Here is a 22,265-nt window from a genome sequence, read left to right on the forward strand (position 1 = left end):
GCATGCGGCACCGTGCCGCGCTCACCGGCGAGGCCGTGGGCTCCGGCCGGCCCGCCGGTCGTCCCGGCGGCCGTCCCGCATGCCGACGGCGCCTCGGCCGCCGGCCGCGGCGGTCAGCCGGGCGTACGGGCCGGCAGCCGGTGCAGCTCCACCTCGCCGAGCCGTCCGCCGGCGACGGTGGCGGTCATGTACGTGCAGTGCGGCTGACGGCGGCGGTCCGTCGGCGAGCCGGGGTTGAGCAGCCGCAGCCCCGACGGGGCCGTGGTGTCCCAGGGGATGTGACTGTGCCCGAACACCAGCACGTCGAGGTCCGGGAACCGGGCGGCGCAGCGTGCCTCCCGCCCCTGCTTGCCTCCGGTCTCGTGGACCACCCCGAACCGCACCCCGCCGAGCTCCGCGTACGCCACCTCGGGCAGCCGCGCGCGCAACTCGGGCCCGTCGTTGTTGCCGTACACGGCGACGAGCCTGCGGCAGCGGTCCTCCAGCAGGTCCAGGGTGTCCACGTCGACCCAGTCCCCGGCGTGGAACACGACGTCGGCCCGCGGCAGTTCGTCCAGCAGCGCGGCGGGCAGCACCTTGGCGCGCTTGGGCAGGTGGGTGTCGGACATGAGCAGCAGACGCACGTGCTCAGCGTACGGCCGCGTCCCGCGGTCCGCGGGAGGACGCCGCCGTCCGCGCGGGGCGCCCGGTGCTGTCCGTGGACGTGCGAGCCGCAGGCCCGGGCGCGGTAGGCGTCCGGGCCTGCGGCGGGCCGGGAGCGGGTCAGCGGCTGATGCCGACCTGCTCCAGCGAGCGGCGCAGGGGCTCCCAGCCGATCCGGCGGGGCACGCCGCGGTTGCGGGCCTGGGCGAGCGGGCCCCAGAAGCCGGCCTCCACCAGGGCCTCCGGACGGACCGCACCGGCCCGCTCCAGGATCGCCTCGGGCACCTTCTGCGGGTCGGGCACCTTGTATTCGGCCATGATCTCGTCGTACTTGTCGTGCAGCACCCGGTTCTCCGGGTCGGCACCGAAGACGACGAGCTGGCCGGTGGGGGCGGTGTCGACCAGGACGGTGACCAGGTCGGGGCGGTAGCGCGCCAGCACCTCGGTGATCTTGTAGACGTCACCGGTCCAGGCGTTGGTGTGCCGGTCCCGGGCCGCCTCGTCGACGCTGCGCGGCAGCATGTCGTCCAGGACGATCACGCTGGCCCAGTCCGAGTGCTTCTCGACGTTCATGAAGTCGCGCAGCGCGAACTCGAACAGGTGCATGCCGTCGATGAAGGACAGGTCGAGCGTGGTGCGGCGCCAGTAGCCGATCGGGCTGCGGCCGCGGCGCAGGTTGCGCAGCGGGTGCCGGCCGCCCTTGAGGTGCTGGAGCGGGTTGTCCCGCGCGAAGAAGTCGTCGCTGGTGGCCTTCACGAGGTGGACGTCGCAGCGCAGTTCCGAGACCACCTTGAAGGCGGGGTCGATCGCGATGCTGGGCACACGGGACAGCGTCAGGCTGCGCCCGTCGTTGACGCCGATCTCCAGGTAGTTGCGGTTGGCGCTGACCTTGTGCAGTTCCCGGAGGAACTCATGGCGTTTCACGAGGGGGACCTTCCTTGCGGATACGGGGCAGTGCTTCATGCAGGGCGGAGCGCCAGTCACGCGGCCGGGGCAGGCCGACCTGCGGCCAACGGTGGTGTGCCAGGGCGCTGTACGCGGGGCGGGGCGCGGGCCGCGGGAAGGCCGCGCTGCTGGTGGGGCGCACCCGGCCGGGGTCGGCGCCGATGAGGGAGAACACCTCGCGGGCCAGGTCGTACCAGCTGGCCTCGCCGGAGTTCGTGGCGTGGAAGACGCCGTGCGCGCCGGGGCCGAGCCGGGCGCCGAGGTCGGCGATCCGCTCGGCGACGTCGGCGCTCCAGGTGGGCTGCCCGCGCTGGTCGTCGACGACGTCGAGGGTGTCGCGGCGGGACTCCAGCTCGAGCATCGTGCGGACGAAGTTGCGGCCGTGGGCGCCGTAGAGCCAGGCCGTGCGCACGACGGCGCTCGCGCCGGGCAGTTCCTCCAGGACGGCCTGCTCGCCGGCCAGCTTGGCGCGGCCGTAGGCGGTGCGCGGGCCCGTCGGATGCTCCTCCGGGTACGGGGTGGTGCGGGCCACGCCGGAGAAGACGTAGTCCGTCGAGACGTGGATCAGGCGCGCCCCGTGCGCGGCACAGGCCCGGGCCAGCAGGCGCGGGCCCGCGCCGTTGATCTCCAGGCCGCGGGCCTCGTCGCTCTCGGCGGCGTCGACGGCCGTGTATGCGGCGCAGTTCACGACGACGCCGGGACCGTGCTCGCGCACCGCGGCGTCGACGGCGCCGGGATCCGTGATGTCGAGGGCGGCCCGGTCGAGGCCGGTCACGCTCTGCCCGCGCCGGGTCAGTTCGCCGACGACGTCCCGGCCGAGCATGCCGCCCGCGCCGGTGACCAGCCACCTCACCCGTACTCCCGGGCGACGTGGGTGGCGGAGTCGTGGCAGGGGCCGCCGGCCGCGGCGACGGGCGGCAACCCGCGCAGCGGCACGGCCTCGTGGGCCACGGGCACGGAGTGGTCGGCCGACGTGTGGGTGGTCGGCCTCAGCCGTGTTCCTGCACCACCGGACAGCACGAGAGCCTTCATTGGGCTCACCTTAGTCGCGATCCGGCGGTTGTGAACATCACTTCAGGGGGTTGCCGACGCGCTCCGTTGCCCGGATCGTCACCGCGTGTTCGTCACCGCGTGTTCGTCCACCGGGAGATCAGTCCTCGCCCCGGACGATGTTCCACTCCGCGCCGCGAGGGGCGGTCGTGGCCGTGGCCCGGTCCTGAACGGCGGGCAGGCAGGTGCGCACCGGGTTCTTGCCGCGCAGGCGGCGCGCCTGCGACCAGCCGGTCTCGGGACCGGGGAGGGCGGGCTTGTCGGGTAGGTCCATGCACGTCACGGCTCATCATCTTCCTTCTGCTTCCGCTCCTCTTCGGGTGTCCCGGGACGAACCGGGCAAACACGGCCGGTCACCCATGAGCCCGCGACAACACCGACTCCCGTGCGGTGCAGCTCCGTTGACCCGGCGCCCGCCCTCGCACAGCCCCGTTCGGACCTGTCGCGTACCCACTCTTGACCCCACACGCCCCTCCCACCACCCGCCACCCACCCCTCGCACACACGACGGCGGCCCCCAGGTGCAGGGGGCCGCCGCAGTTCCGTCGCGCTCAGGTGTGGGGGCGCGCGGCGCTGATGTCGCCGAGTGCCGACTCCGGATCGCGTTCCATCGCCAGGTCGCCCAGGGAGACGATGCCCACCGGGTGGCCCTGGTCGACGACCGGGACGCGGCGGACGGAGTGCTCGCGCATCAACTCCACGGCGTGGCCCAGGTCGTCGTCGGCGGTCACGGTCACCAGGTCGTCGCTGCATGCGCCGGCCACGGTGGTCTGCTCCGGGTCGCCGCCCTGGCAGATCGACCTCACCACGAGGTCCCGGTCGGTGACCAGGCCCTTCAGGTCGTCGCCGTCGGTCACCAGGACGACGCCGAGGTCCTCGTCGCGCATGATGCGCGCCACCTCGGCGACAGAGGTCTGCGGCTCGACGGTGACCGGATCACCGGTCATGATGTCGCGGACGTGCTGAGCCATGACGTACCCCTTTCCTCGGCTCGTGCGGTGTCCCCCGTCCTTGCGGCGGCGGGTACCCGGCGCGCCGCGTCCCTCACCAGCCGCGCGCCCCGTCCCTCACCACTCGCGGGCCGCTTCCAGCAGCCGGTCGCGGACGAGGGCGACGTGCGGGTTGCCCGGTGCCCCGGGGCGCTGGACGAGGAAGCCGGTGTTGATCGGCGGGTCCTCGGGGGCGTCGAGCAGGACCAGCGCGCCGGAGTCCAGCTCGGCGGCGCACAGGTAGCGCGGCAGCACACTGAACCCGGCTCCCGCCGCGACCAGCGCGAGGACGGCCCTCAGGTCGGGCGCGGAGACGGCGGCGCGCTCGTTCAGCCGGCGGCCGAAGACGTGCCGCCAGTAGCGGCGCACGATGGGCAGGTCGTCGGCGTACGCGATCAGCGGGACGTCCTGGAGGACGGCGGGCCCCTCGGCGGCCAGGCGCTCCCGGACGCGGCCGGCCCACACGGGTGCGGCGACCAGGACGAACTCCTCGTCCGTCAGCGGCACCGCGGACAGGGTGCGGCCGCGCGGCCGGGTGGTGGAGACGACCAGGTCGTGCCGTCCGGCCCGCAGTTCCTCCAACAGCGGTTCGGTCAGGCCCGTGGTGACGCGCAGCCGCACCCCGTCGGCGACGAGGCGGGCCAGGGCGGGCAGGGCCCGGGTGGCCAGCAGTTCGGCGGGGCCGGCCAGGTGGACCGGTTCCGCCGCCGCGGCCGGTCGCGCCCCGTGCCCGGTGGCCTCGGCGAGCGCGTCGAGCGGTGCGGCGACACGGGCCGCGAGTTCGTGGGCGACCGCGGTGGGGGCGACCCCGCGGTGCAGGCGCTCGAACAGCTCCCTGCGGGTCTGCCGCTCCAGCGAGCGGATCTGGGTGGTGACGGTCGGCTGGGACAGGCCGAGCAGATGGCCGGCGGCGGTGAAGGAGCCGGACCGGTAGACGGCCAGGAAGGTCCGCAGGAGGTTGAGGTCGGGCTGTCCGGGCGCACCGGCGGAGCCGGGGGTGTCGAGAGGTGTCACGAAGGACGAGACTAGCGCCGACTGCCATGTGAAATCCTATGGCTGCCATCGGTGGATCCATTGGAAAGGTGAGGGTCACGGGACGTACGGTCGTCACCGTCCGAGTCCTCGCCGCGCTGTCCGACCGCGGCCGTTCCCACGGAGATGCACCCATGTCGAAGATCCTCTTCGTCGTCACCGGCGCCGACACCCTGACCCTGGCCGATGGCACCGCCCACCCCACCGGCTTCTGGGCCGAGGAGTTCGTCGCCCCCTACGAGGCGTTCCGGGCCGCCGGCCACGAGGTCGTCGTGGCGACGCCGGGCGGTGTCGTGCCCCCGGTCGACCGCGCCTCGCTCGCCCCGGAGTCGAACGGCGGCCAGGAGAACGCCGACCGGATCACCGCGGCGCTCGACGCCTCCGCCGAGCTGCGCCACCCCGTGCGGCTGGAGGACGTCCGGCTGGAGGAGTACGCGGCCGTCTTCTACCCCGGCGGCCACGGCCCCATGGAGGACCTGGCCGTGAACAGCGACTCGGGCCGGCTGCTCGCCCGCGCCCTGGAGTCGGGCCTGCCGCTCGGTGTGGTCTGCCACGGACCGGCCGCGCTGCTGGCCGCCGTCGGGCCGGACGGGAAGAACGTGTTCGCCGGTCGCGAGGTCGCCGCGTTCACCAATGCCGAGGAGATCCAGGGCGGTCTGGCCGACCGTGTGCTCTGGCTGCTCCAGGACCGCCTCACGCAGGCCGGTCTGGTCGTCCGCGCCGGCGAGCCCTGGGCGCCGCAGGTGGTCACCGACGGCAACCTGGTCACCGGCCAGAACCCGGCGTCCTCCGCGCCGCTGGCGCAGGAGCTGCTGAAGCGGCTGGGCTGACCGCCCCGGCCCGGGCGCTCAGCGCCCCGCCGGCAGCTCCGCCCACACCTGCTTGCCGCCGCTCACCGGCAGCGTCCCCCAGCCGGCCGACACGGCCTCGACCAGGAGGATCCCGCGGCCGCCGGTGGCCTCCCAGCCGATGCTCCTGGGCCGGGCCGGCGTGCGGGGGGACGCGTCGGCGACGGCGATCCGCAGGCGGTCGTTGACGAGGGTGAGGTCCATGCGGACCTGGCCGTCGGTGTGCACCAGGGCGTTGGTGACGAGTTCGGAGACGACGAGCAGGGCGGCGTCGTGGTCCCCCGCGACACCCCAGGAGCGCAGGGTGCGCCGGGCGAAGCGGCGGGCGTGCCCGACCGCCTGCGGCACCCGCCACACCGTCCAGCTCTCCCTCAGCGGGCGTACGTCCATGCCGTCGTAGCGCAGCAGGAGCAGGGCGACGTCGTCGCTGCGGGGGGCGTCGCCGAGGAGGGCGTCGGCGACCAGTCCCAGGTCGGTGGGTGCGGCGCCGGCCAGCCGCGCGGCCAGGTGGGCCATGCCCTCGTCGATGTCGGTCTCGGGCGTCTCGACCAGACCGTCCGTGGCCAGGGCGATCAAGGTGCCGGGCTGGAGGCGCAGCGGGCTCATCGGGTACTCGGCCTGGGTGATCACGCCCAGCGGCGGACCGCCCTCGGCCTCCGCGATCTCGGTGCGGCCGTCCGGCTGCCGCAGCACGGGCGGCAGGTGCCCGGCGCGCACGCACCAGGCCGCGCCCTCCTCCAGGTCCAGGTCGACGTAGCAGCAGGTGGCGAAGAGATCGCTCTCCATGTCCATCAGCAGCCGGTTGGCGTGCGCGACCACCACGTCCGGCGGGTGCCCCTCGACGGCGTAGGCGCGCAGGGCGGTGCGCATCTGGCCCATGAGGGTCGCGGCGCCGGCGCTGTGCCCCTGGACGTCGCCGATGACGAGGGCGACGTGGTGGTCGGGGAGCGGGATGACGTCGTACCAGTCGCCGCCCAGCTCCAGCCCGGCCGTGCTGGGCAGGTAGCGGGCGACGGCCACCGCGCCCGGCAGCCGGGGCAGCCGGCGCGGCAGCAGCTGGCGCTGGAGCATGCCGACCAGCTCGTGCTCGGCGTCGAAGGCCCGGGCGCGGGCCAGCGCCTGCCCGGCGAGTCCGGCGCAGGCGGTGAGCAGGGAGCGCTCGTCGGAACCGAAGTCGTGCGGGGTGTCCCAGCCGATCAGGCAGGCCCCGGCCATGCGGTTCCCGGCGGGCAGCGGCAGGACGGCGAGGCCGCCGGGGCCGACCTCGGCGAGGGAGGGCTCCAGGGGGCTGCCCGCGGGCCAGATGCCGGCCCGGCCCTCGCGCAGCGCGGCGGCGAGGGTCGGCATGGAGCGCACGGGCGCGTCGGGCCACTCGCCGCGCCACTCCGTACGCCACACCTCGGGCCAGACCTCGGGTTCGGGCGGGTCGAGGACGGTGACGACCAGGCGGTCGCCCTCCAGCTCGGCGAGCGCGATCCGGTCGGCCCGCAGCGGTCGGCGCAGGGCGGCCACGACGGCCTTGCCGACGTCGCGGACGGTGACGGCCGTGGCCAGGGCGGCGGCCAGACGCTGGACGCGGGCGACGTCGGTCACGTCGGAGCGCAGGGTGGACACGTCCGCGACGGTGCCGACGAGGCGGGCCGGGCGGCCGTCCCCGCCGGGCACCAGGCGCCCGCGCAGGCGCAGCCACTTCGGCGGTCCGGTGGGCTGCAGCACCCGGAACTCCAGTTCGCGGTCGCCGATGGACATGTGGTCGGCCTCCACGACCGACATCAGCGACGGCAGGTCCTCCGGCACGGCGAGGCCGAGCAGGGTCTCCACCCGGCCGTCGAACTCGGCGGGGTCCAGGCCGAACAGGGCGAGCAGGTCGTCGCCGACGCGGACGCGGCCGCTGTCCATGGCGAGGCTGAACGCGCCCGGCGGCAGTTCGCCGCCCTCGGTGGGCGCCGCCGGGGCGGTGAGGGCGACCGCGTCACCGACGCGTTCCAGGCAGGCCCGGTCCTCGGCGCAGAACCCGCCGGGGCGTTCGGTCACCGCGAGCAGGCAGCCGCCCTCGGTCGCACCGGGCGCCGGCAGCGGCAGGGCGAGGAGGTGGAAGTCCCCGAAGGGCACGCGGCGGGCCTGGGCGTGCCCGGCCAGGTCCACCGGGTCCAGCACGACCGGCCGTCCCGTGCGGTGGGCCTCGGCGACCGGGGACCGTCCGGCGCGCGGGTAGCCGTCGCGCAGTCCGTAGAGCGTCCGCGGCACACCGGCCGACTCCACCAGGCACAGCGTGTCGCCGTCGGTGCCCGGCGCGTACACGGCGGCGAGGACGGCGCCCGCGTACACGAGGGCCTGTTCGAGGACGCGGCGCACCCGTTCGGGTGAGTCCTGATCGGCTGCGATCGCCTTGAGAGCACCTTCGACACGCGAGGTCCGCGTTCCGCGTTCTGGGGCGCCCTGACTGACCACGTTGGCCATTACAGCGCTTATGAGACACCTGCGCAGCCCCTGTGGGCGTTCCGGGAACGGGCGCCGCGGGGACCTGCCGGGGCGGGCGACGGGAATGCCGCCCGCCCGGTGCCGGGCCGGGGCCGGAGGGCGCCCGCCGCGGTGCCGGGGCGGGGTGCGAGGGGTTCGGGCGGCGGCGGGCCGGGCCGGTGCGTGCGGCTCGTCGTGCGGGACAGGCCGCCAGGGGGCAGATTTGTTCTGGGCCAGGCCGCACGGCCCAGCGCGAGGAGGTGGTCGGCGTGTCCGACGGGCATGCGTCCGCGCAGGCCCCCGCCACCGCCAGGATGCCGGTGGGGCGGCCGCTGCTGTCGCTGGCGCTGGCCTCGATGATGGACGAGGTGCACGCCCACTCCGGTGCCGTGTACCTGCTCGCGCGGGACCAGCCCGTGCTGGAGATGGCGGTGATGGCCGGGCTGCCCCGGGCGTTCGCGGCGCCCTGGGAGCGGGTGGGGCTCAGCGCGCCCATACCGGTGGCCGACGCGGCCCGGGAGCGGCGCCTGGTCTGGGTGGGCGGCGAGGAGGAAATGGCCCGCCGCTACCCGCGCATCGCCATGGTCCTGCCCTACCCGTTCGCGCTGGCCGCCGTGCCGGTCGCCACCGAGTCCACCGTCTACGGCGCGGTGTTCGTGACCTGGCCCGGCGCGCACCCGCCGGAGCTGTCCGACCACGAGCGCGACCATCTCTCGGCGGCCTGCGGCCGGCTGGCCGTACGGCTGGAGCGGGCGGCCGAGCACAGCGTCCCGCCGCATCCCGAGACGGACCTGGTCGCCGCTCCCCTGGTCGGTGGCGTGGCGGGCTCCCTCGGCACGGTCGAGGCGGCCCGGATGGTCGGCCGGCTGCCCTACGGGCTGGTCTCCATGGACCTGCACGGCAGGATCGGCTTCGTCAACGCGGCGGCGGCCGAGCTGCTGAACGTCCCCGTCAGCCGGCTGCTCGGCACGCAGCTGTGGGCGTCGGTGCCCTGGCTCAACGACCCGGTGTACGAGGACCGTTACCGGGCCGCGCTGATGAGCCAGCACATCACCTCGTTCGTGGCGCTGCGCCCGCCCGGCGAATGGCTGTCCTTCCGCCTCTACCCGAGCACCACCGGCCTGAGCGTGCGGATCACCCGTTCCCGGGCCGTGTCGGAGATGAACCGCGTGGATCCGCCGCCCGACGGGGCGCCGTCCCGGCTGGTGACCATCTCGCAGGTCCTGAACCTGGCCGGCGCGCTGACCGAGGCGGTCGGGGTGCAGGACGTGGTGCAGCTGGCCGCCGACGAGATCGCCCCGGCCGTCGGCAGCCAGGCCCTGGTGCTGCTGGGCTCGCGGGCGAACCGCATGCGGGTGCTCGGGCACCGCGGCTACCGGGACGCGCACGTGGTCGAACGGTTCGACGGCCTGCCCCTGACCGAGCCGACGCCCGGCACCCAGGTGCTGCGGACCGGGGTGCCCGCCTTCTTCGAGTCCCGGGAGCAGCTGGAGCGCCTCTACCCGGCGCGGCACGCCACACCGGACGGGTTCGCGGCGTGGGCCTACCTGCCGCTGATCGCGCAGGGGCGGCCCGTGGGGACCTGCGTGCTCGCCTACGCCGAGCCGCACCCCTTCCCGACCGAGGAGCGGGCGATCATGACCAGCCTGGCCGGGCTGATCGCCCAGGCGCTGGAACGCGCGCTGCTCTACGACGCCAAGCACCGGCTCGCGCACGGGCTGCAGGAGGCGCTGCTGCCGCACTCGCTGCCCTCGCTGCCCGGCGTCGAGGCCACCGGCCGCTATCTGCCGGCCACCCAGGGCATGGAGATCGGCGGCGACTTCTACGACCTGGTGCGCAGCCAGGGCCTGGCGGCGGCGGTGATCGGGGACGTGCAGGGCCACAACGTCACCGCGGCGGGGCTGATGGGGCAGGTGCGTACCGCGGTGCGGGCGTACACGACCGTCGGCCAGGCGCCCGAGGAGGTCATGCGCAGCACCAACCGGCTGCTGCTGGACCTGGGGTCCGACCTGTTCGCCAGCTGCCTGTACCTGCGGCTCGACCCGGCGCGCGGGCGCGCGGTGATGTCCCGGGCCGGGCATCCCCCGCCGCTGCTGAGGCGCCCGGACGGCCGGGTGCGCGTGCTCGACCTGGCGGGCGGGCCGCTCCTGGGCATCGACGCCTCGGCGGTCTACCCGACGACGGAGGTCGCCCTGCCGCCCGGCTCGCTGCTCGTCCTCTACACGGACGGGCTGGTGGAGTCACCCGGCACGGACTTCGAGGAGGCCCTGGCGGACCTGGGCCGGCGGCTGGCCGAGGCGGGTGACCTGCCGCTGGACGAACTGGCCGACCGCCTCGTGCGCGAGGTCCGGCACGAGGTGGACGGCGACGAACGCCCCGACGACATCGCCGTGTTGCTGATCAGGGCGGTGGAGTAGGGCCGGCAGGGGCCCGGCCCGGGACGCCGGCGGGCCGGTCCGGTGCCGCCTCGGGAAGGGAGGCGGCACCGGACCGGCCGCAGGGGTGCGGCCGCTGCCGTCGGCTCTACCGGGACTCGGTCAGCTCGGAGTGGTCGCCGGCCTCCTGGCCCGCGCCCACTCCCCGACCGGCGCCGTTCCCGGCACCCCGCTGACCGCCCGCACCCGCGTCCTGACCGGCACCGGCCTCCTGGCCCGCGCCCACTCCCTGACCGGCGCCGTTCCCGGGACCATCCTGCTCGCCCGCTCCGGCCTCCTGACCCGCGCCGGCCTCCTCGCCGGCGCCGGCCTGGCCGCCCGCGCCGGCGCCGTCGCCCGCGCCGAGGGTCGCGCCGACCGCCTCCAGGGCGGTGGTCACCGGCTGGAAGAACGTCTCGCCGCCGACGGTGCAGTCGCCGCTGCCGCCCGAGGTCAGGCCGATGGCCAGGCCGTCCTGGGTGAACAGCGAGCCGCCGCTGTCGCCGGGCTCGGCGCAGACGTCGGTCTGGATGAGCCCGGTGACGGTGCCCTCGGGGTAGTTCACCGTGGCGTCGAGACCGAGCACCTGGCCGTTGTTGAGCCCGGTGGTGCTGCCCATCCGGAACACCTGCTGGCCGACGGTCGCCTCGGCGGCCCCGCTGATCTGGACGGTCTGGTTCCCGGTGTTGACCTCGCTGGGCGCCTGGGTCGCCGGGTCGTCGTACTTCACGAGTGCGAAGTCGCCGTTGCCGGGGAAGGTCGACTGGTCCACTGTGGCGATCGGCTGGCCGCCCTGCGTGTCGGACCACTCGTTGCCGCCGAGGGTGCAGTGACCGGCCGTCAGGAAGGCCGGGGAGCCGTCGCCCGCTGTGACGTTGAAGCCGAGGGAGCAGCGCGAGCCGCCCGCGAAGATGGCGTCGCCGCCGGAGACGAACGGCTTGAAGGTGCCGGAGGACTTCTTCAGGGTCGCCATGCCGGAGCCGAGACCGCGCACGGTGGACTCCAACTTGTCCCACTTGGCGCCGGTCACGGTGCTGTCGGCGGTCACCAGGAGCTTGTTGGTGCGCGGGTCGATCGACCAGGAGGTGCCCGCGATCGTCGCCTCGGACTTGAGCGTCGACGCCCCGTCCTTCAGCTCGGACCAGCTGTTGTCGACCTCGCGGACCTTCGCGCCGGCGGCCTTGGCCTGCACGATCACGTTGTTGTTGTCGCCCGGTACGACGTTGACGACGAGCTGCTGGTTGTCGCCGTCGTAGTAGGAGCCGCCGAACGCCTCGCCGAGGAGCCCGGAGAGCTGAGCGGCCAGGTCCGAGGCGTCGCCCGCCTTCAGCGTCTTGGGCGCGGCCGCCGCGTCACCGGACGAACCGTCCTGCGAGGCGTTGGCGTGGGGGAGCAGGAGCGCTGCCGCGCCGAGCGCCACCACACTGCCCGCCGCTATCGCGGCCTTGCGCTTCGGGATTCGCTTGTGACTCAAACTTCTGTCCTCCTGGGGACGGAGTGGTGCCGCCGTCCGGCAGCGTCTTGGGGGGCGCCTGGATGGCTGTTGGTACGCACCGGTCGCGCGCGGCGTTCAATTCCGATTGCAAGTGGTCCCGGGAGCCGGGCAATTGAGCCTGGCCCGCGTGGTCCCGCGTGGTGACGGTCCCTCAGCGGTCCGTCTCGCCGTCGCGCCCAGGATCACGACGGCGGGTGCCCGGGCGGCGACACTCCGTCGTGAAGACGAAGTTGAATCCCGGCTTCCGCGAATCTGCACAGCGCGTGCTCAACCCGGTCACCGCTGCGGGCGTTGTCCACAGGCGTGATGAGGTGGTTACGCCTTTGGGGCGGGAGTGCCTGTTTCGCCGCCGCGGGGCGCGAGGGACGGGATGCGCCGATGCCGTGGGGCATGTGAAGAAGTCGCCGCCGAGCCGTGCGCGGATCTGCACGGGCGAGCGCCTCCGGCACACAAGTTGCCTGGTGAGGCGGCTGATTGAGTGGAAGCCCGCGTCCGGTGCGTGCTTTGATCCATCGCACCGCGGGGGCCGCGGAGGGCGTACGGCAACGGGCGCCCGGCACTCGTGGTCGCGGCCGTCGTCTGTCCCCAGAGGGGGCCGCTCCCCCCTTGATGAGTTGTCCATACGAAGGGAAGTTCCATCATGAACTCCACCCCCCAGGTCCAGACCGTCGAGATCGCCGACGCCGAGCTCGACGCCGTTTCCGGCGGTCTGTCCGTGAACGCCGTGAGCACCGTCACCGACACGGTGAACGGCATCGCTCCGGTCGCCGGCCTGGTCGACACGGCCGTCGGCACCGTCGAGGGTGTCACCGGCCTGAACACGGCCCCGGTCACCAACCTGGTCGCCGGTCTCTGATCGAGCCCCTGGTGCCGTCGACTCCCGGAGCCGCAGCCGGCGGTTCCGGGATCTTCGGGTGCCGTGACCGTCCCGGTCACGGCTGTCAGTACCTCATCCACGGCCGTCAGTACCTCTTCCACGGCCGTCAGTACTTCTTCTACGGGTGCGGGAAGTTCCCTTGCAGTTCCGCCAACAGGCCCTCGCCAAGCTCCAGTCGCCGGAGGAACTCGACCTGCCGGTGCGCTTCGCCCGCCCCCAGGGCTGGCTCGTGCTGTCCGTGACGCTGGTCGCGATGGCCGCCGCCTCCGTGTGGGCGGTGACCGGTTCGGTGGCCTCCACCGTCTCCGCGCCCGCCGTGCTCACGCACGGGCAGGGCAGTTACGTCCTGCAGAGCCCGGTCACGGGCCAGGTCACGCAGGTGCTCGCCGAGCAGGGCCGGCGGCTGCCCGCCCGCTCCCCCGTGCTCGAGGTCCGTACCGCGCGCGGGGAGACCGTGGTGCGCACCCTCGACGCCGGCCGGGTCTCCGCGCTCACCGCGACCGCCGGCCAGATCATCCGGACCGGCGCGGACGTCGCCGCCGTGGAGAAGATCGCCCGCCCCTCGGACCGGCTCCGCGCCACCGTGTACGTCTCGGCCCAGAACGCCGCGTCCATCCCCGACGGCGCCGCCGTCGACCTGACCGTGCAGTCCGTGCCGACCGAGGAGTACGGCGTGCTGCGCGGCCGCGTGACGTCGGTGGACCGCTCGGCGCAGTCCCCGCAGCAGATCGCCGCGTTCCTCGGTGACCGCCGGCTCGGCGAGCAGTTCACCGAGCAGGGCAGGCCGGTGGCCGTGACGGTGGCCCTGGACCGGTCGTCCGCCACGAGGAGCGGCTACCGCTGGTCCTCCGCGGACGGGCCGCCCTTCCGGCTCGACTCCATGACGCAGGCCTCCGCCTCGATCCGGCTGGCCGACCGGCGTCCCGTCGACTGGCTGCTGCCGTGAGCGCGACCGCACGGCGCGGCAGGGGCGGCGGGCGCCGCGCCGCACCGCCCCCGCGCACGGTGCCCAAGGCCGCGGGGAGGACCGTGCGCACCCCCACCGTGCTCCAGATGGAGGCGGTCGAGTGCGGCGCCGCCTCGCTGGCGATGGTGCTCGGCCACTACGGCAGGCACGTGCCGCTGGAGGAACTGCGCATCGCCTGCGGCGTCTCCCGCGACGGCTCGCGCGCCAGCAACCTGCTCAAGGCGGCCCGCTCCTACGGCCTGACGGCCAAGGGCATGCAGATGGACCTGGCCGCGCTCGCCGAGGTGACCTCACCCGCCATCCTGTTCTGGGAGTTCAACCACTACGTCGTCTACGACGGCATGGGCCGGCGCTTCGGCCGCCGCGGCGTCTACATCAACGACCCCGGCAAGGGCCGCCGCTTCGTCCCCATGGAGGACTTCGACGGCAGCTTCACCGGCGTGGTGCTGGTGATGGAGCCGGGCGGGGACTTCAGCCGGGGCGGCCGCAGGCCCGGCGTGCTGGGCGCGATGCCGGCCCGGCTGCGCGGCACCGCGGGCACCCTGCCGGCCGCCGTGCTGGCGAGCCTGCTGCTGGTGGCCGTCGGCGCCGCCGTGCCCGCGCTCAGCCGCACCTACATCGACGAGTTCCTGATCGGCGGCAGGACCTCCCTGCTGGACGTGCTGTTCACGTCGATGGCGGCGTGCGTGCTGCTGACCGTGGTGCTCACCTGGCTGCAGCAGGGCAACCTGCTGCAGGGCCGGATCATCTCCTCCACGCTGTCCAGCGCCCGCTTCCTGCGCCATCTGCTGCGGCTGCCCGTGACGTTCTTCTCCCAGCGCAGCCCGGCCGACCTGGTGCAGCGGCTGCAGTCCAACGACGCCGTCGCCGAGACCCTGTCCCGCGACCTCGCGGCGGCGGGCGTCGACGCGGTCGTCGTCGTGCTGTACGCGGTCCTGCTGTACACCTACGACCCGCAGCTGACGTTCGTCGGCGTCGGCGTGGCCCTGCTGAACGTCGTCGCCCTGCGGGTCGTCGTACGGCTGCGCGCCACCCGTACCGCGAAGCTGCGCGCCGACACGGCGCGGCTCACCAACACCGCCTACACCGGACTGCAGCTCATCGAGACGATGAAGGCGACCGGCGGCGAGGACGGCTACTTCCGCAAGTGGGCCGGGCAGCACGCCACCACGCTGGAGGAGCAGCAGCGGCTCGGCGTGCCGAGCGCGTGGCTGGGTGTGGTCGCCCCGACGCTGGCCACGCTCAACAGCGCGCTGATCCTGTGGATCGGCGGCATGCGGGCGGTCGAGGGCCACATCTCGGTCGGCCTGCTGGTCGCCTTCCAGGCGCTGGTGACCCGCTTCACCGCGCCGCTGACCCGGCTGAACGGCGTGGCGGGCCGCATCCAGGACTTCGCCGCCGACGTGGCCCGGCTGAAGGACGTGGAGAACTTCCGGGCCGACCCGCTCTACGGCCGGCCCGGCGCGGGAGAGTCGACGCGGCGGCTGCAGGGCCACGTGGAGCTGCAGAACATCACCTTCGGCTACAGCCCGCTCGACCAGCCCCTGCTCAGCGGCTTCGACCTGAGCGTCGGCCCGGGGCGGCAGGTGGCGCTGGTCGGCGGGTCCGGCAGCGGCAAGTCGACCGTCTCCCGGCTCATCTCCGGCCTGTACGCGCCGTGGGAGGGCGTGATCCGGATCGACGGGCAGCGCATCGAGGACATCCCGCGCGGAGCGCTGGCCGCCTCCGTCTCGTTCGTCGACCAGGACGTGTTCCTGTTCGAGGGGACGGTCCGCGACAACGTGGCGCTGTGGGACCCGTCCGTCCCCGACGAGGCGGTGGAGGAGGCGCTGCGCGACGCGGCCCTGTACGACGTGGTCGCGCGCCGGCCGGGCGGCATCCGCAGCAGGGTCGAGCAGGACGGGCGGAACTTCTCCGGTGGGCAGCGCCAGCGCCTGGAGATCGCGCGGGCGCTGGTGCGCCGGCCGAGCATCCTGGTGCTGGACGAGGTGACGAGCGCGCTGGACGCGGAGACCGAGCTGGTCGTCATGGACAACCTGCGCCGGCGCGGCTGCGCCTGCGTGGTGATCGCGCACCGGCTCAGCACCGTGCGCGACAGCGACGAGATCGTCGTCCTGGAGCACGGCACGGTCGTGGAGCGGGGACGGCACGAGGACCTGGTGGCGCGCGGCGGCGCCTACGCGGCACTGGTCAGGGAGCGGTGAGATGACGGCCGTTCACGAAGGGCACCACGGCGACCTGGTGCTGGGCGCGTTCGGGCAGCTGGGCACGCGCGTCGACTGCGCCGGGTCCACCCGCCTGGACCTGGAGGGCCCGCAGGTGCTGTGGCTGGTGGCGTCCGGCGCGCTGGACCTGTTCGCGGTCGACGCCGGGGAGCAGGGCCACTGGCACCACCTGGGCCGGCTGGAGGCCGGCTCGCTGGTGCTCGGACCGGTGGCGGGCCCGCGGCACACGCTGGTGGCCCGGCCGCTGCGCGACTGCGTGGTTCACCGCGTCGGCCTGCGCGAGCTGTACCAGCCGGCGAACACGGCGACCTGGTCGTACGACGCGTACGGCAACCCGCAGTACGTGCCGCCGACGACGAGCCCCCTGGAGTACGCGCTCGCCCTGGGCGTCGGCCGCAGTCTGTCCGTCCTGTTCCAGGCGCCGATGGCCGGCGAGCGGGCGGCGGGCGGCGGTCCTTCGTCGCGGGCGTCCGCGGGCGCGGCGGCGGACGACGACGTGTTCTGGATGCAGGTCCCGCCGGGCAGCGTGCAGTACGGCTCGCTGTACGGGGCCGAGGCCGCGGCGGACCTGCTGATGGACCCGGCGCTGTGGCAGTCCGTGGTGGACCAGCAGTACCGGTTGCTGACCACGCTGGACCGGTGGATCGAGCAGCTGGAACGCACCCACGAGACCCGCACGGCCGAGGGCATCAAGGCCGGTGAGGCGGTGCGCGCCGAGGCCGACCGGACGCTGCTCGCCTCCATCGGCGGGCGCTCCGCCCGGACCGCGACCACCGCGGACGCCGACGCGACGTACGCGGCGTGCAGGCTCGTCGGGCGAGCGGCCGGCATCCCCCTGGCCGAGCCCACGCAGAAGGGCACCGGCGGGGACCGCCTCGACCCCGTCGAGCAGGTCGCGCTCGCGTCCCGCGTGCGCACCCGGGCCGTACGGCTGGACGGCCGCTGGTGGCGGGACGACGTGGGGCCGCTGGTCGGCCGGCGGGCCCTGTCCGGTGCGCCGGTGGCGCTGCTGTGGCGGCGCGGCGGCTATGTCGCGGTGCACCCGTCGACGGGCCGTGAGACGCCGGTCGAGAAGGCCAACGCTCAGGAGTTCGAGCCGCGCGCGGTGATGTTCTACCGCCCGCTGCCGGAGCGGGGGCTCGGCCCGCTCGGGCTGCTGCGGTTCTGTGTGCGGGGCATGCGCGGCGACCTGACGGCCCTGCTGCTCGGCGGCCTGGTCACGGTGGCGATCGGGGCGCTGGTGCCGCTCGCCACGGGCAAGGTGCTCGGGGAGTTCGTGCCGAAGGCGCAGACCGGGCTGATCGTGCAGGTGTGCCTGGCGGTGATGCTGAGCAGTGTGGTCGCCGCCGCCTTCATGCTGCTGCAGAACCTGACCATTCTGCGGCTGGAGGGCCGCATCGAGGCGACACTCCAGCCGGCCGTGTGGGACAGGCTGCTGAGACTGCCGACGAGGTTCTTCACCGAGCGCTCCACCGGCGAACTGGCCAGCGCCGCCATGGGCATCAGCTCCATCCGCCGGCTGCTGGCGGGCGTCGGGCCGACCGTCGCCCAGTCGGTGACGGTGGGGGCGGTGAATCTCGCGCTGCTGCTGTGGTTCAGCGTGTCGATGGCGATGGCCGCGATCGGCATGCTCGTCGTCGTCGCGGCCGTGTTCCTGGGGCTCGGGCTGTGGCAGGTGCGCTGGCAGCGGCGGCTGGTGGTGCTGTCCAACGAGCTGAACAACCAGGCGTTCCAGACCCTGCGGGGCCTGCCCAAGCTGCGGGTGGCCGCCGCGGAGAACTACGCGTACGCCGCCTGGGCCGCCCGGTTCGCCCGCAGCCGCGAGCTCCAGCAGAAGGTCGGCCGGATCAAGAACGTGACCGCGGTGCTGGGCGCGGTGTACCTGCCGCTGTGCACCCTGCTGATGTTCATGCTGCTGGCCGGTCCGGCCCGCGGTTCGATGTCGGCGGCGGCCTTCCTGACGTTCAGCACCTCGGTGACGATGCTGCTGACCTCCGTCACCCAGCTGACGGGCGCGTTCGTCTCGGCGGTGGCCGCGCTGCCGCTGTTCGAGGAGATCAGGCCGGTGCTGGACGCCACGCCCGAGGTACGCGCGGCGAGCACCCGGCCGGGACCACTGACCGGCGCGATCGAGGCCCGGCGGGTGTCCTTCCGGTACACGGACGACGGTCCGCTGGTGCTGGACGACGTGTCGTTCGAGGTGCGGCCGGGCGAGTTCGTCGCGATCGTCGGCCCGAGCGGCTGCGGCAAGTCGACCCTGCTGCGCCTGCTGATCGGGTTCGACCGTCCCGTGTCCGGCAGTGTGCTCTACGACGGTCAGGACCTGGCCGCTCTGGACCAGTCGGCGGTGCGCCGCCAGTGCGGTGTGGTGCTCCAGCACGCGCAGCCGTTCACCGGCTCGATCCTGGACGTCATCTGCGGCACCGAGCCGTACACGCCGGAGGAGGCGATGGCGGCGGCCGAGCTGGCGGGCCTGGCCGAGGACATCAAGCGCATGCCGATGGGGCTGCACACCATCGTCTCCGGGAGCGGGGCGGTCTCCGGCGGCCAGCGCCAGCGGCTGATGATCGCCCAGGCGCTGATCCGCCGGCCGCGCATCCTCTTCTTCGACGAGGCGACCAGCGCCCTCGACAACGAGACGCAGCGCACGGTCATCGAGAGCACCAAGGCCCTCGACGCCACGCGCGTGGTCATCGCGCACCGGCTGTCGACCGTGCTGGACGCCGACCGCGTGGTGGTCATGGAGGACGGCAAGGTCGTCCAGCAGGGGCCGCCCGCGCAGTTGCTCGCCGAGACCGGCGGCCGGCTGTACGAGCTGGTGCGGCGCCAGATGGCGTGAGGCTCGGTCCTGCCCGGGCACGGGGGCGCCGGAGGGCAGCCCGGCGGCGGCGTACGCCGCACAGAGCCCCTCCCAGGGGGCCTCGGTCCCGGCGTGGGGTCCATATGCCCCGGTGGTTGTATTCCGGTCAAGGCATACACGAGGGTTCGGCAGGGTGACCCTGTTGGCACGCCCGGTAAGTGGGTACCCACCGGCCATGCGTATCAGTGTGGTGGACGTGGGATCGAACACGGTCAGACTCGTGGTCGCGGACGCGGTGGGCGGCGTGCCGCTGCCCGTGCACACCGCCAAGTGGCGACTGAGGCTGTCCGAGCAGGTTCCGCCGGGGGGAGCCATTCCGGAGCAGGCGGTGGAGGCACTGGTCGACGCGGTCGCCGAGGCCGGCCGGACCGCGGCCCGGTGGGGTGCCGGCGGGCCGCCGGCGTTCGCGACCGCCGTGGTGCGCAACGCCCCGAACCGCCAGGAGGTGCTGCACGCCGTCCGCTCCCGGACCGGCGTGGACCTGTGCACCTTGCCGGGCGAGGTCGAGGCCGAGCTGACGTTCCTCGGGGCCCGGCGGTGGATGGGCTGGCGCTCCGGACCGCTGGCGCTGCTGGACATCGGCGGCGGCACCCTGGAGGTCGCCTTCGGTCGGGGCAGGCTCCCCGACTTCGTGGCGTCGCTGCCGCTGGGCGCCCGGCGGCTCACCCACGAGTACTTCCAGGACGAGGACCCGCCCTCACCGGAGCGGATGCGCCATCTGCGCCGCAAGGTCCGCCACCAGCTGCGGGACGTCGCGGCCCGGATCCGCTGGGAGGGACCGCGCACCGCGGTCGCCACCTCCCGCACCTTCCAGCAGCTGGGACGGCTGTGCGGTGCCGCGCCCGGCCGCCACGGCCCGTTCGTGGAGCGGGAGATGAGCCGCGCGCAGCTGCGCGGGGCCATCGACCGGCTGGCCGCGCTGCCCGCCGCCGAGCGGGCCCGCCTGCCCGGCATCTCCGCCCCGCGGGCCGCCCAGAGCCTGGCCGGCGCGGTCGTCGGGCACACGGCGATGAAGCTGGCCGGCATCAAGTCCGTGACGGTGTGCCCGTGGGCGATCCGCGAGGGCGTGCTGCTGCGGCACATCGAGGACGGCCCGTCCTGGTGGGCGGAGGTGGCCCTGCACGACGGGGCACCGGATCTCGCGGAGCCGGTGCCGCTGCGCATCGCCACCGCGGCGACGTGAACGACGCACACAGAAAGGAGAACCCGTGTCCCACGACAAGGACCGCGACAGCTCCGGCGAGCAGCCCGGGACGGCGTTCGACGAGGTCATGAGCGAGATCGAGGACGCCGGGACGCGCACCCGTGACACGGAGGAGGAGCGGCGCCACCGGGGCGAGGCCGGCGAGGCCGTCACCCCGAACGCCCGCGCCCAGGAGGAGTCCGAGGGCGACTGAGCGGCAGCACGGGCCGGGCCCGGGGCCGGTGGGGCGCGCACAGTGCCCGCACCGCCCCGGGCCCGCGCGTGTCCGGGGACCGTGGGCGGTGCCGCCGCTGCCGGTGGCCCTCCGGGCCGCGGGCCGGGTCCGGGCGGCGGGTGACCTGCGGCGCGGTGCGGGTACCCGGTGGCCATGGAGCACGAAGGACCACGACTGCCCACCCCGCGCGGACCGCTCAGCCGGGGTGTCGAGGCACATCTGCGGGGCGCCGGCCGGCTGCCCCGCCTGGAGGAGGTCGCCCGCGCCGAGGTGTACGGCGACGACCTCCAGCTCGCCCTCTACCTGTGCTACGAGCTGCACTACCGCGGTTTCGCGGCCGTGCCGCCGGAGCGCGAGTGGGATCCGGACCTGCTGCGCGTCCGCGCGGCGATGGAGCACCGGTTCCTGTCCGCGCTGCGCACCGACGCCCACGTGCACGACAGCGTCGACGAGGCCCTGGCGCCTCTCCTGGTCGAACCCGTCGACGGCAAGGGCGTCAGCCACTTCCTGCGCGACGAGGGCGAACTGTGGCACCTGCGCGAGTACGCGGCCCAGCGCTCCCTGTACCACCTGAAGGAGGCCGACCCGCACGCCTGGGTGCTGCCGCGGCTGTGGGGCCGGGCGAAGGCGGCGATGGCCTCGGTCGAGTTCGACGAGTGGGGCGGCGGCCGCGCGGACCGCGTCCACGCCCGCCTGTTCGCGGACCTGATGACCGACCTGGGCCTGGACACCGCCTACGGCCGCTACCTGGAGGCCGCGTCCGCCGAGGCCCTGGTCACGGTGAACATGATGTCCCTGTTCGGTCTGCACCGCGCCCTGCGGGGCGCCCTGGTGGGCCACTTCGCGGCGGTCGAGATCACTTCGTCCCCCGGCTCGCGGCGGCTCGCCGAGGCCATGCGACGCGCGGGCGCCGGCTCCGCGGCCGAGCACTTCTACGACGAGCACGTGGAGGCCGACGCGGTCCACGAGCAGATCGTGCGGCACGACGTGATCGGCGGGCTGCTGGAGCAGGAGCCGTACCTGGCCGCGGACATCGCCTTCGGCATCGACGCCACCGAGTTCGTCGAGGAGCGCTTCGGCGCCCGGCTGCTGGCGGACTGGCGCGACTCACGCTCGTCACTGCGGGAACCCCTGGCGCGGGAAGTGACTCATATCTCCTGAGCGAGGGGGTACCCGGCGGCCGTGATTGCACTGGTACCCCCGGGCGTGTACGCCCCGCAGGAGGACACCGAGCTGCTGGCCGGTGCCCTGTCCGACGAGCCGCTCCCCCCGGGAGCGGAAGTCCTCGACGTGGGCACCGGAACCGGCGCCCTGGCCCTGGAGGCCGCACGCCGGGGCGGCCGTGTGACCGCCGTCGACGTGTCCTGGAGCGCCGTGTGGGCGGCCCGTCTGAACGCCAGGCTGGCCGGCCTCACGGTCCGCATCCGCCACGGGAACCTCTTCGAGCCCGTGCGCGGACAGACCTTCGACCTCATCCTGGCCAACCCGCCCTATGTGCCCGCACCGGACGGCCGTCGCGCACCGCGCGGCGCGGCCCGGGCCTGGGACGCGGGTGGTGACGGACGCCTGGTCGTCGACCGGATCTGCCGGGAGGCGCCCGCGCTGCTGCGGCCGGGCGGGGTGCTGCTGCTCGTGCAGTCGGCGCTCGCCGACCCCGAGCTGACGGTCGCGCAGTTGCGCGCGGCCGGGCTGAAGGCCGCGGTGACCCGCCGGCAGCGGATCGACTTCGGCCCCGTCCTGCGCGGCCGGGAGCGCTGGCTGCGCGAGCGGGGCCTGCTGTCCGAGGCGGAGAACGACGAAGAGCTGGTGGTGGTCCGTGCCGAACTCCCCGTCTGACCGGTCCGGGGCCCCGCGCCGCGTGTCGATCCAGCGCAAGGGGCCGCTGCTGATGGAGGGCCCGGTGGAGGTGGAACTGGAGGACGGGACCGTCGTGTCCTCGGACCGGTTCCGCGTCGCCCTGTGCACCTGCCGCCGCAGCCGCCGCTATCCGTGGTGCGACACGAGCCATCGGGACCGGGCCTGACGCACCGGCCCCGGAGAGAG

General features: G+C 74.3%; 19 protein-coding genes and 1 pseudogene. 11 read left to right on the top strand and 9 right to left on the bottom strand.

Annotated features, from left to right (window positions below):
• Positions 1-113: 113 nt before the first annotated feature.
• The 7 genes and pseudogenes from ACFYWG_RS03450 to ACFYWG_RS03480 all read right to left on the bottom strand — a co-directional run bounded on the left by ACFYWG_RS03450 (position 114) and on the right by ACFYWG_RS03480 (position 4,640).
• A complete protein-coding gene (locus tag ACFYWG_RS03450; RefSeq protein ID WP_376330089.1) occupies positions 114-623 on the bottom strand; it encodes a metallophosphoesterase family protein in 510 nt (169 codons plus the stop codon).
• 139 nt (positions 624-762) lie between these two features.
• Positions 763-1,566, bottom strand: coding sequence for a class I SAM-dependent methyltransferase (locus ACFYWG_RS03455; protein ID WP_389198995.1), 804 nt, complete (start codon positions 1,564-1,566; stop codon positions 763-765).
• Complete coding sequence (rfbD, locus tag ACFYWG_RS03460; RefSeq protein WP_389198997.1) at positions 1,553-2,440, bottom strand: dTDP-4-dehydrorhamnose reductase; 888 nt, start codon at positions 2,438-2,440, stop codon at positions 1,553-1,555. The genes ACFYWG_RS03455 and rfbD overlap by 14 nt, the downstream gene beginning before the upstream one ends.
• A gap of 44 nt (positions 2,441-2,484) precedes the next feature.
• Positions 2,485-2,619, bottom strand: a pseudogene (locus tag ACFYWG_RS03465) (sugar phosphate nucleotidyltransferase); the annotation flags it as partial.
• Between the two features lie 118 nt (positions 2,620-2,737).
• Positions 2,738-2,911 (bottom strand): hypothetical protein, encoded by a 174-nt coding sequence (locus ACFYWG_RS03470; protein ID WP_376330084.1) that lies wholly within the window; start codon positions 2,909-2,911, stop codon positions 2,738-2,740.
• A 277-nt stretch (positions 2,912-3,188) separates the two neighbouring features.
• The gene (locus ACFYWG_RS03475) at positions 3,189-3,608 is read right to left on the bottom strand and encodes a CBS domain-containing protein (RefSeq protein WP_383511334.1); all 420 of its coding nucleotides are present in this window, start codon (positions 3,606-3,608) and stop codon (positions 3,189-3,191) included.
• A gap of 96 nt (positions 3,609-3,704) precedes the next feature.
• Positions 3,705-4,640 carry a LysR family transcriptional regulator gene (locus ACFYWG_RS03480; RefSeq protein ID WP_376330081.1) on the bottom strand — a complete coding sequence of 312 codons (936 nt, stop codon included), beginning with the start codon at positions 4,638-4,640 and terminating at the stop codon, positions 3,705-3,707.
• Positions 4,641-4,792: 152 nt separating this feature from the next.
• On the opposite strand from ACFYWG_RS03480, the gene ACFYWG_RS03485 reads away from it, so the two are divergent.
• Entirely contained in the window at positions 4,793-5,488 is a 696-nt protein-coding gene (locus tag ACFYWG_RS03485) for a type 1 glutamine amidotransferase domain-containing protein (protein ID WP_383511330.1), read from the top strand.
• A gap of 18 nt (positions 5,489-5,506) precedes the next feature.
• On the opposite strand, the gene ACFYWG_RS03490 is transcribed toward ACFYWG_RS03485, so the two are convergent.
• The gene (locus ACFYWG_RS03490; RefSeq protein WP_385421355.1) at positions 5,507-7,966 is read right to left on the bottom strand and encodes a SpoIIE family protein phosphatase; all 2,460 of its coding nucleotides are present in this window, start codon (positions 7,964-7,966) and stop codon (positions 5,507-5,509) included.
• A 260-nt stretch (positions 7,967-8,226) separates the two neighbouring features.
• On the opposite strand from ACFYWG_RS03490, the gene ACFYWG_RS03495 reads away from it, so the two are divergent.
• Positions 8,227-10,383 carry a SpoIIE family protein phosphatase gene (locus ACFYWG_RS03495; protein ID WP_383511326.1) on the top strand — a complete coding sequence of 719 codons (2,157 nt, stop codon included), beginning with the start codon at positions 8,227-8,229 and terminating at the stop codon, positions 10,381-10,383.
• 106 nt (positions 10,384-10,489) lie between these two features.
• Here ACFYWG_RS03495 and ACFYWG_RS03500 read toward each other — a convergent pair whose 3' ends face one another.
• Entirely contained in the window at positions 10,490-11,854 is a 1,365-nt protein-coding gene (locus ACFYWG_RS03500; RefSeq protein ID WP_383686426.1) for a S1 family peptidase, read from the bottom strand.
• A gap of 661 nt (positions 11,855-12,515) precedes the next feature.
• On the opposite strand from ACFYWG_RS03500, the gene ACFYWG_RS03505 reads away from it, so the two are divergent.
• From ACFYWG_RS03505 to ACFYWG_RS03545, 9 genes are all read left to right on the top strand, one after another.
• Positions 12,516-12,731 (top strand): type A2 lantipeptide, encoded by a 216-nt coding sequence (locus ACFYWG_RS03505; RefSeq protein ID WP_376330071.1) that lies wholly within the window; start codon positions 12,516-12,518, stop codon positions 12,729-12,731.
• Positions 12,732-12,891: 160 nt separating this feature from the next.
• Positions 12,892-13,698, top strand: a complete 807-nt coding sequence (locus ACFYWG_RS03510; RefSeq protein WP_389199001.1) for an HlyD family efflux transporter periplasmic adaptor subunit — start codon at positions 12,892-12,894, stop codon at positions 13,696-13,698.
• Positions 13,695-15,923, top strand: a complete 2,229-nt coding sequence (locus ACFYWG_RS03515; protein ID WP_389199003.1) for an NHLP family bacteriocin export ABC transporter peptidase/permease/ATPase subunit — start codon at positions 13,695-13,697, stop codon at positions 15,921-15,923. The genes ACFYWG_RS03510 and ACFYWG_RS03515 overlap by 4 nt, the downstream gene beginning before the upstream one ends.
• A gap of 1 nt (position 15,924) precedes the next feature.
• Positions 15,925-18,783 carry an NHLP bacteriocin export ABC transporter permease/ATPase subunit gene (locus ACFYWG_RS03520; protein WP_389199005.1) on the top strand — a complete coding sequence of 953 codons (2,859 nt, stop codon included), beginning with the start codon at positions 15,925-15,927 and terminating at the stop codon, positions 18,781-18,783.
• A gap of 196 nt (positions 18,784-18,979) precedes the next feature.
• Positions 18,980-19,987, top strand: coding sequence for a Ppx/GppA family phosphatase (locus tag ACFYWG_RS03525; RefSeq protein WP_376330064.1), 1,008 nt, complete (start codon positions 18,980-18,982; stop codon positions 19,985-19,987).
• Positions 19,988-20,012: 25 nt separating this feature from the next.
• A complete protein-coding gene (locus ACFYWG_RS03530) occupies positions 20,013-20,201 on the top strand; it encodes a hypothetical protein (RefSeq protein WP_376330063.1) in 189 nt (62 codons plus the stop codon).
• 174 nt (positions 20,202-20,375) lie between these two features.
• Complete coding sequence (locus tag ACFYWG_RS03535) at positions 20,376-21,383, top strand: iron-containing redox enzyme family protein (protein WP_383511062.1); 1,008 nt, start codon at positions 20,376-20,378, stop codon at positions 21,381-21,383.
• A gap of 21 nt (positions 21,384-21,404) precedes the next feature.
• Positions 21,405-22,058, top strand: a complete 654-nt coding sequence (locus ACFYWG_RS03540; RefSeq protein WP_385421345.1) for a HemK2/MTQ2 family protein methyltransferase — start codon at positions 21,405-21,407, stop codon at positions 22,056-22,058.
• Complete coding sequence (locus ACFYWG_RS03545; RefSeq protein WP_333933266.1) at positions 22,039-22,245, top strand: CDGSH iron-sulfur domain-containing protein; 207 nt, start codon at positions 22,039-22,041, stop codon at positions 22,243-22,245. The genes ACFYWG_RS03540 and ACFYWG_RS03545 overlap by 20 nt, the downstream gene beginning before the upstream one ends.
• Positions 22,246-22,265 lie beyond the last annotated feature (20 nt).

This window comes from Streptomyces sp. NPDC003456 (assembly GCF_042878735.1).
GTDB lineage: Bacteria > Actinomycetota > Actinomycetes > Streptomycetales > Streptomycetaceae > Streptomyces.

What these genes read in the sequence shown, in the direction of transcription:
- ACFYWG_RS03470 (WP_376330084.1), bottom strand. Translation starts at nt 2,911, where the DNA reads ATGGACCTACCCGACAAGCCCGCCCTCCCCGGTCCCGAGACCGGCTGG.
- ACFYWG_RS03475 (WP_383511334.1), bottom strand. Translation starts at nt 3,608, where the DNA reads ATGGCTCAGCACGTCCGCGACATCATGACCGGTGATCCGGTCACCGTC.
- ACFYWG_RS03485 (WP_383511330.1), top strand. Translation starts at nt 4,793, where the DNA reads ATGTCGAAGATCCTCTTCGTCGTCACCGGCGCCGACACCCTGACCCTG.
- ACFYWG_RS03490 (WP_385421355.1), bottom strand. Translation starts at nt 7,966, where the DNA reads ATGGCCAACGTGGTCAGTCAGGGCGCCCCAGAACGCGGAACGCGGACC.
- ACFYWG_RS03505 (WP_376330071.1), top strand. Translation starts at nt 12,516, where the DNA reads ATGAACTCCACCCCCCAGGTCCAGACCGTCGAGATCGCCGACGCCGAG.
- ACFYWG_RS03520 (WP_389199005.1), top strand. Translation starts at nt 15,925, where the DNA reads ATGACGGCCGTTCACGAAGGGCACCACGGCGACCTGGTGCTGGGCGCG.
- ACFYWG_RS03525 (WP_376330064.1), top strand. Translation starts at nt 18,980, where the DNA reads ATGCGTATCAGTGTGGTGGACGTGGGATCGAACACGGTCAGACTCGTG.
- ACFYWG_RS03535 (WP_383511062.1), top strand. Translation starts at nt 20,376, where the DNA reads ATGGAGCACGAAGGACCACGACTGCCCACCCCGCGCGGACCGCTCAGC.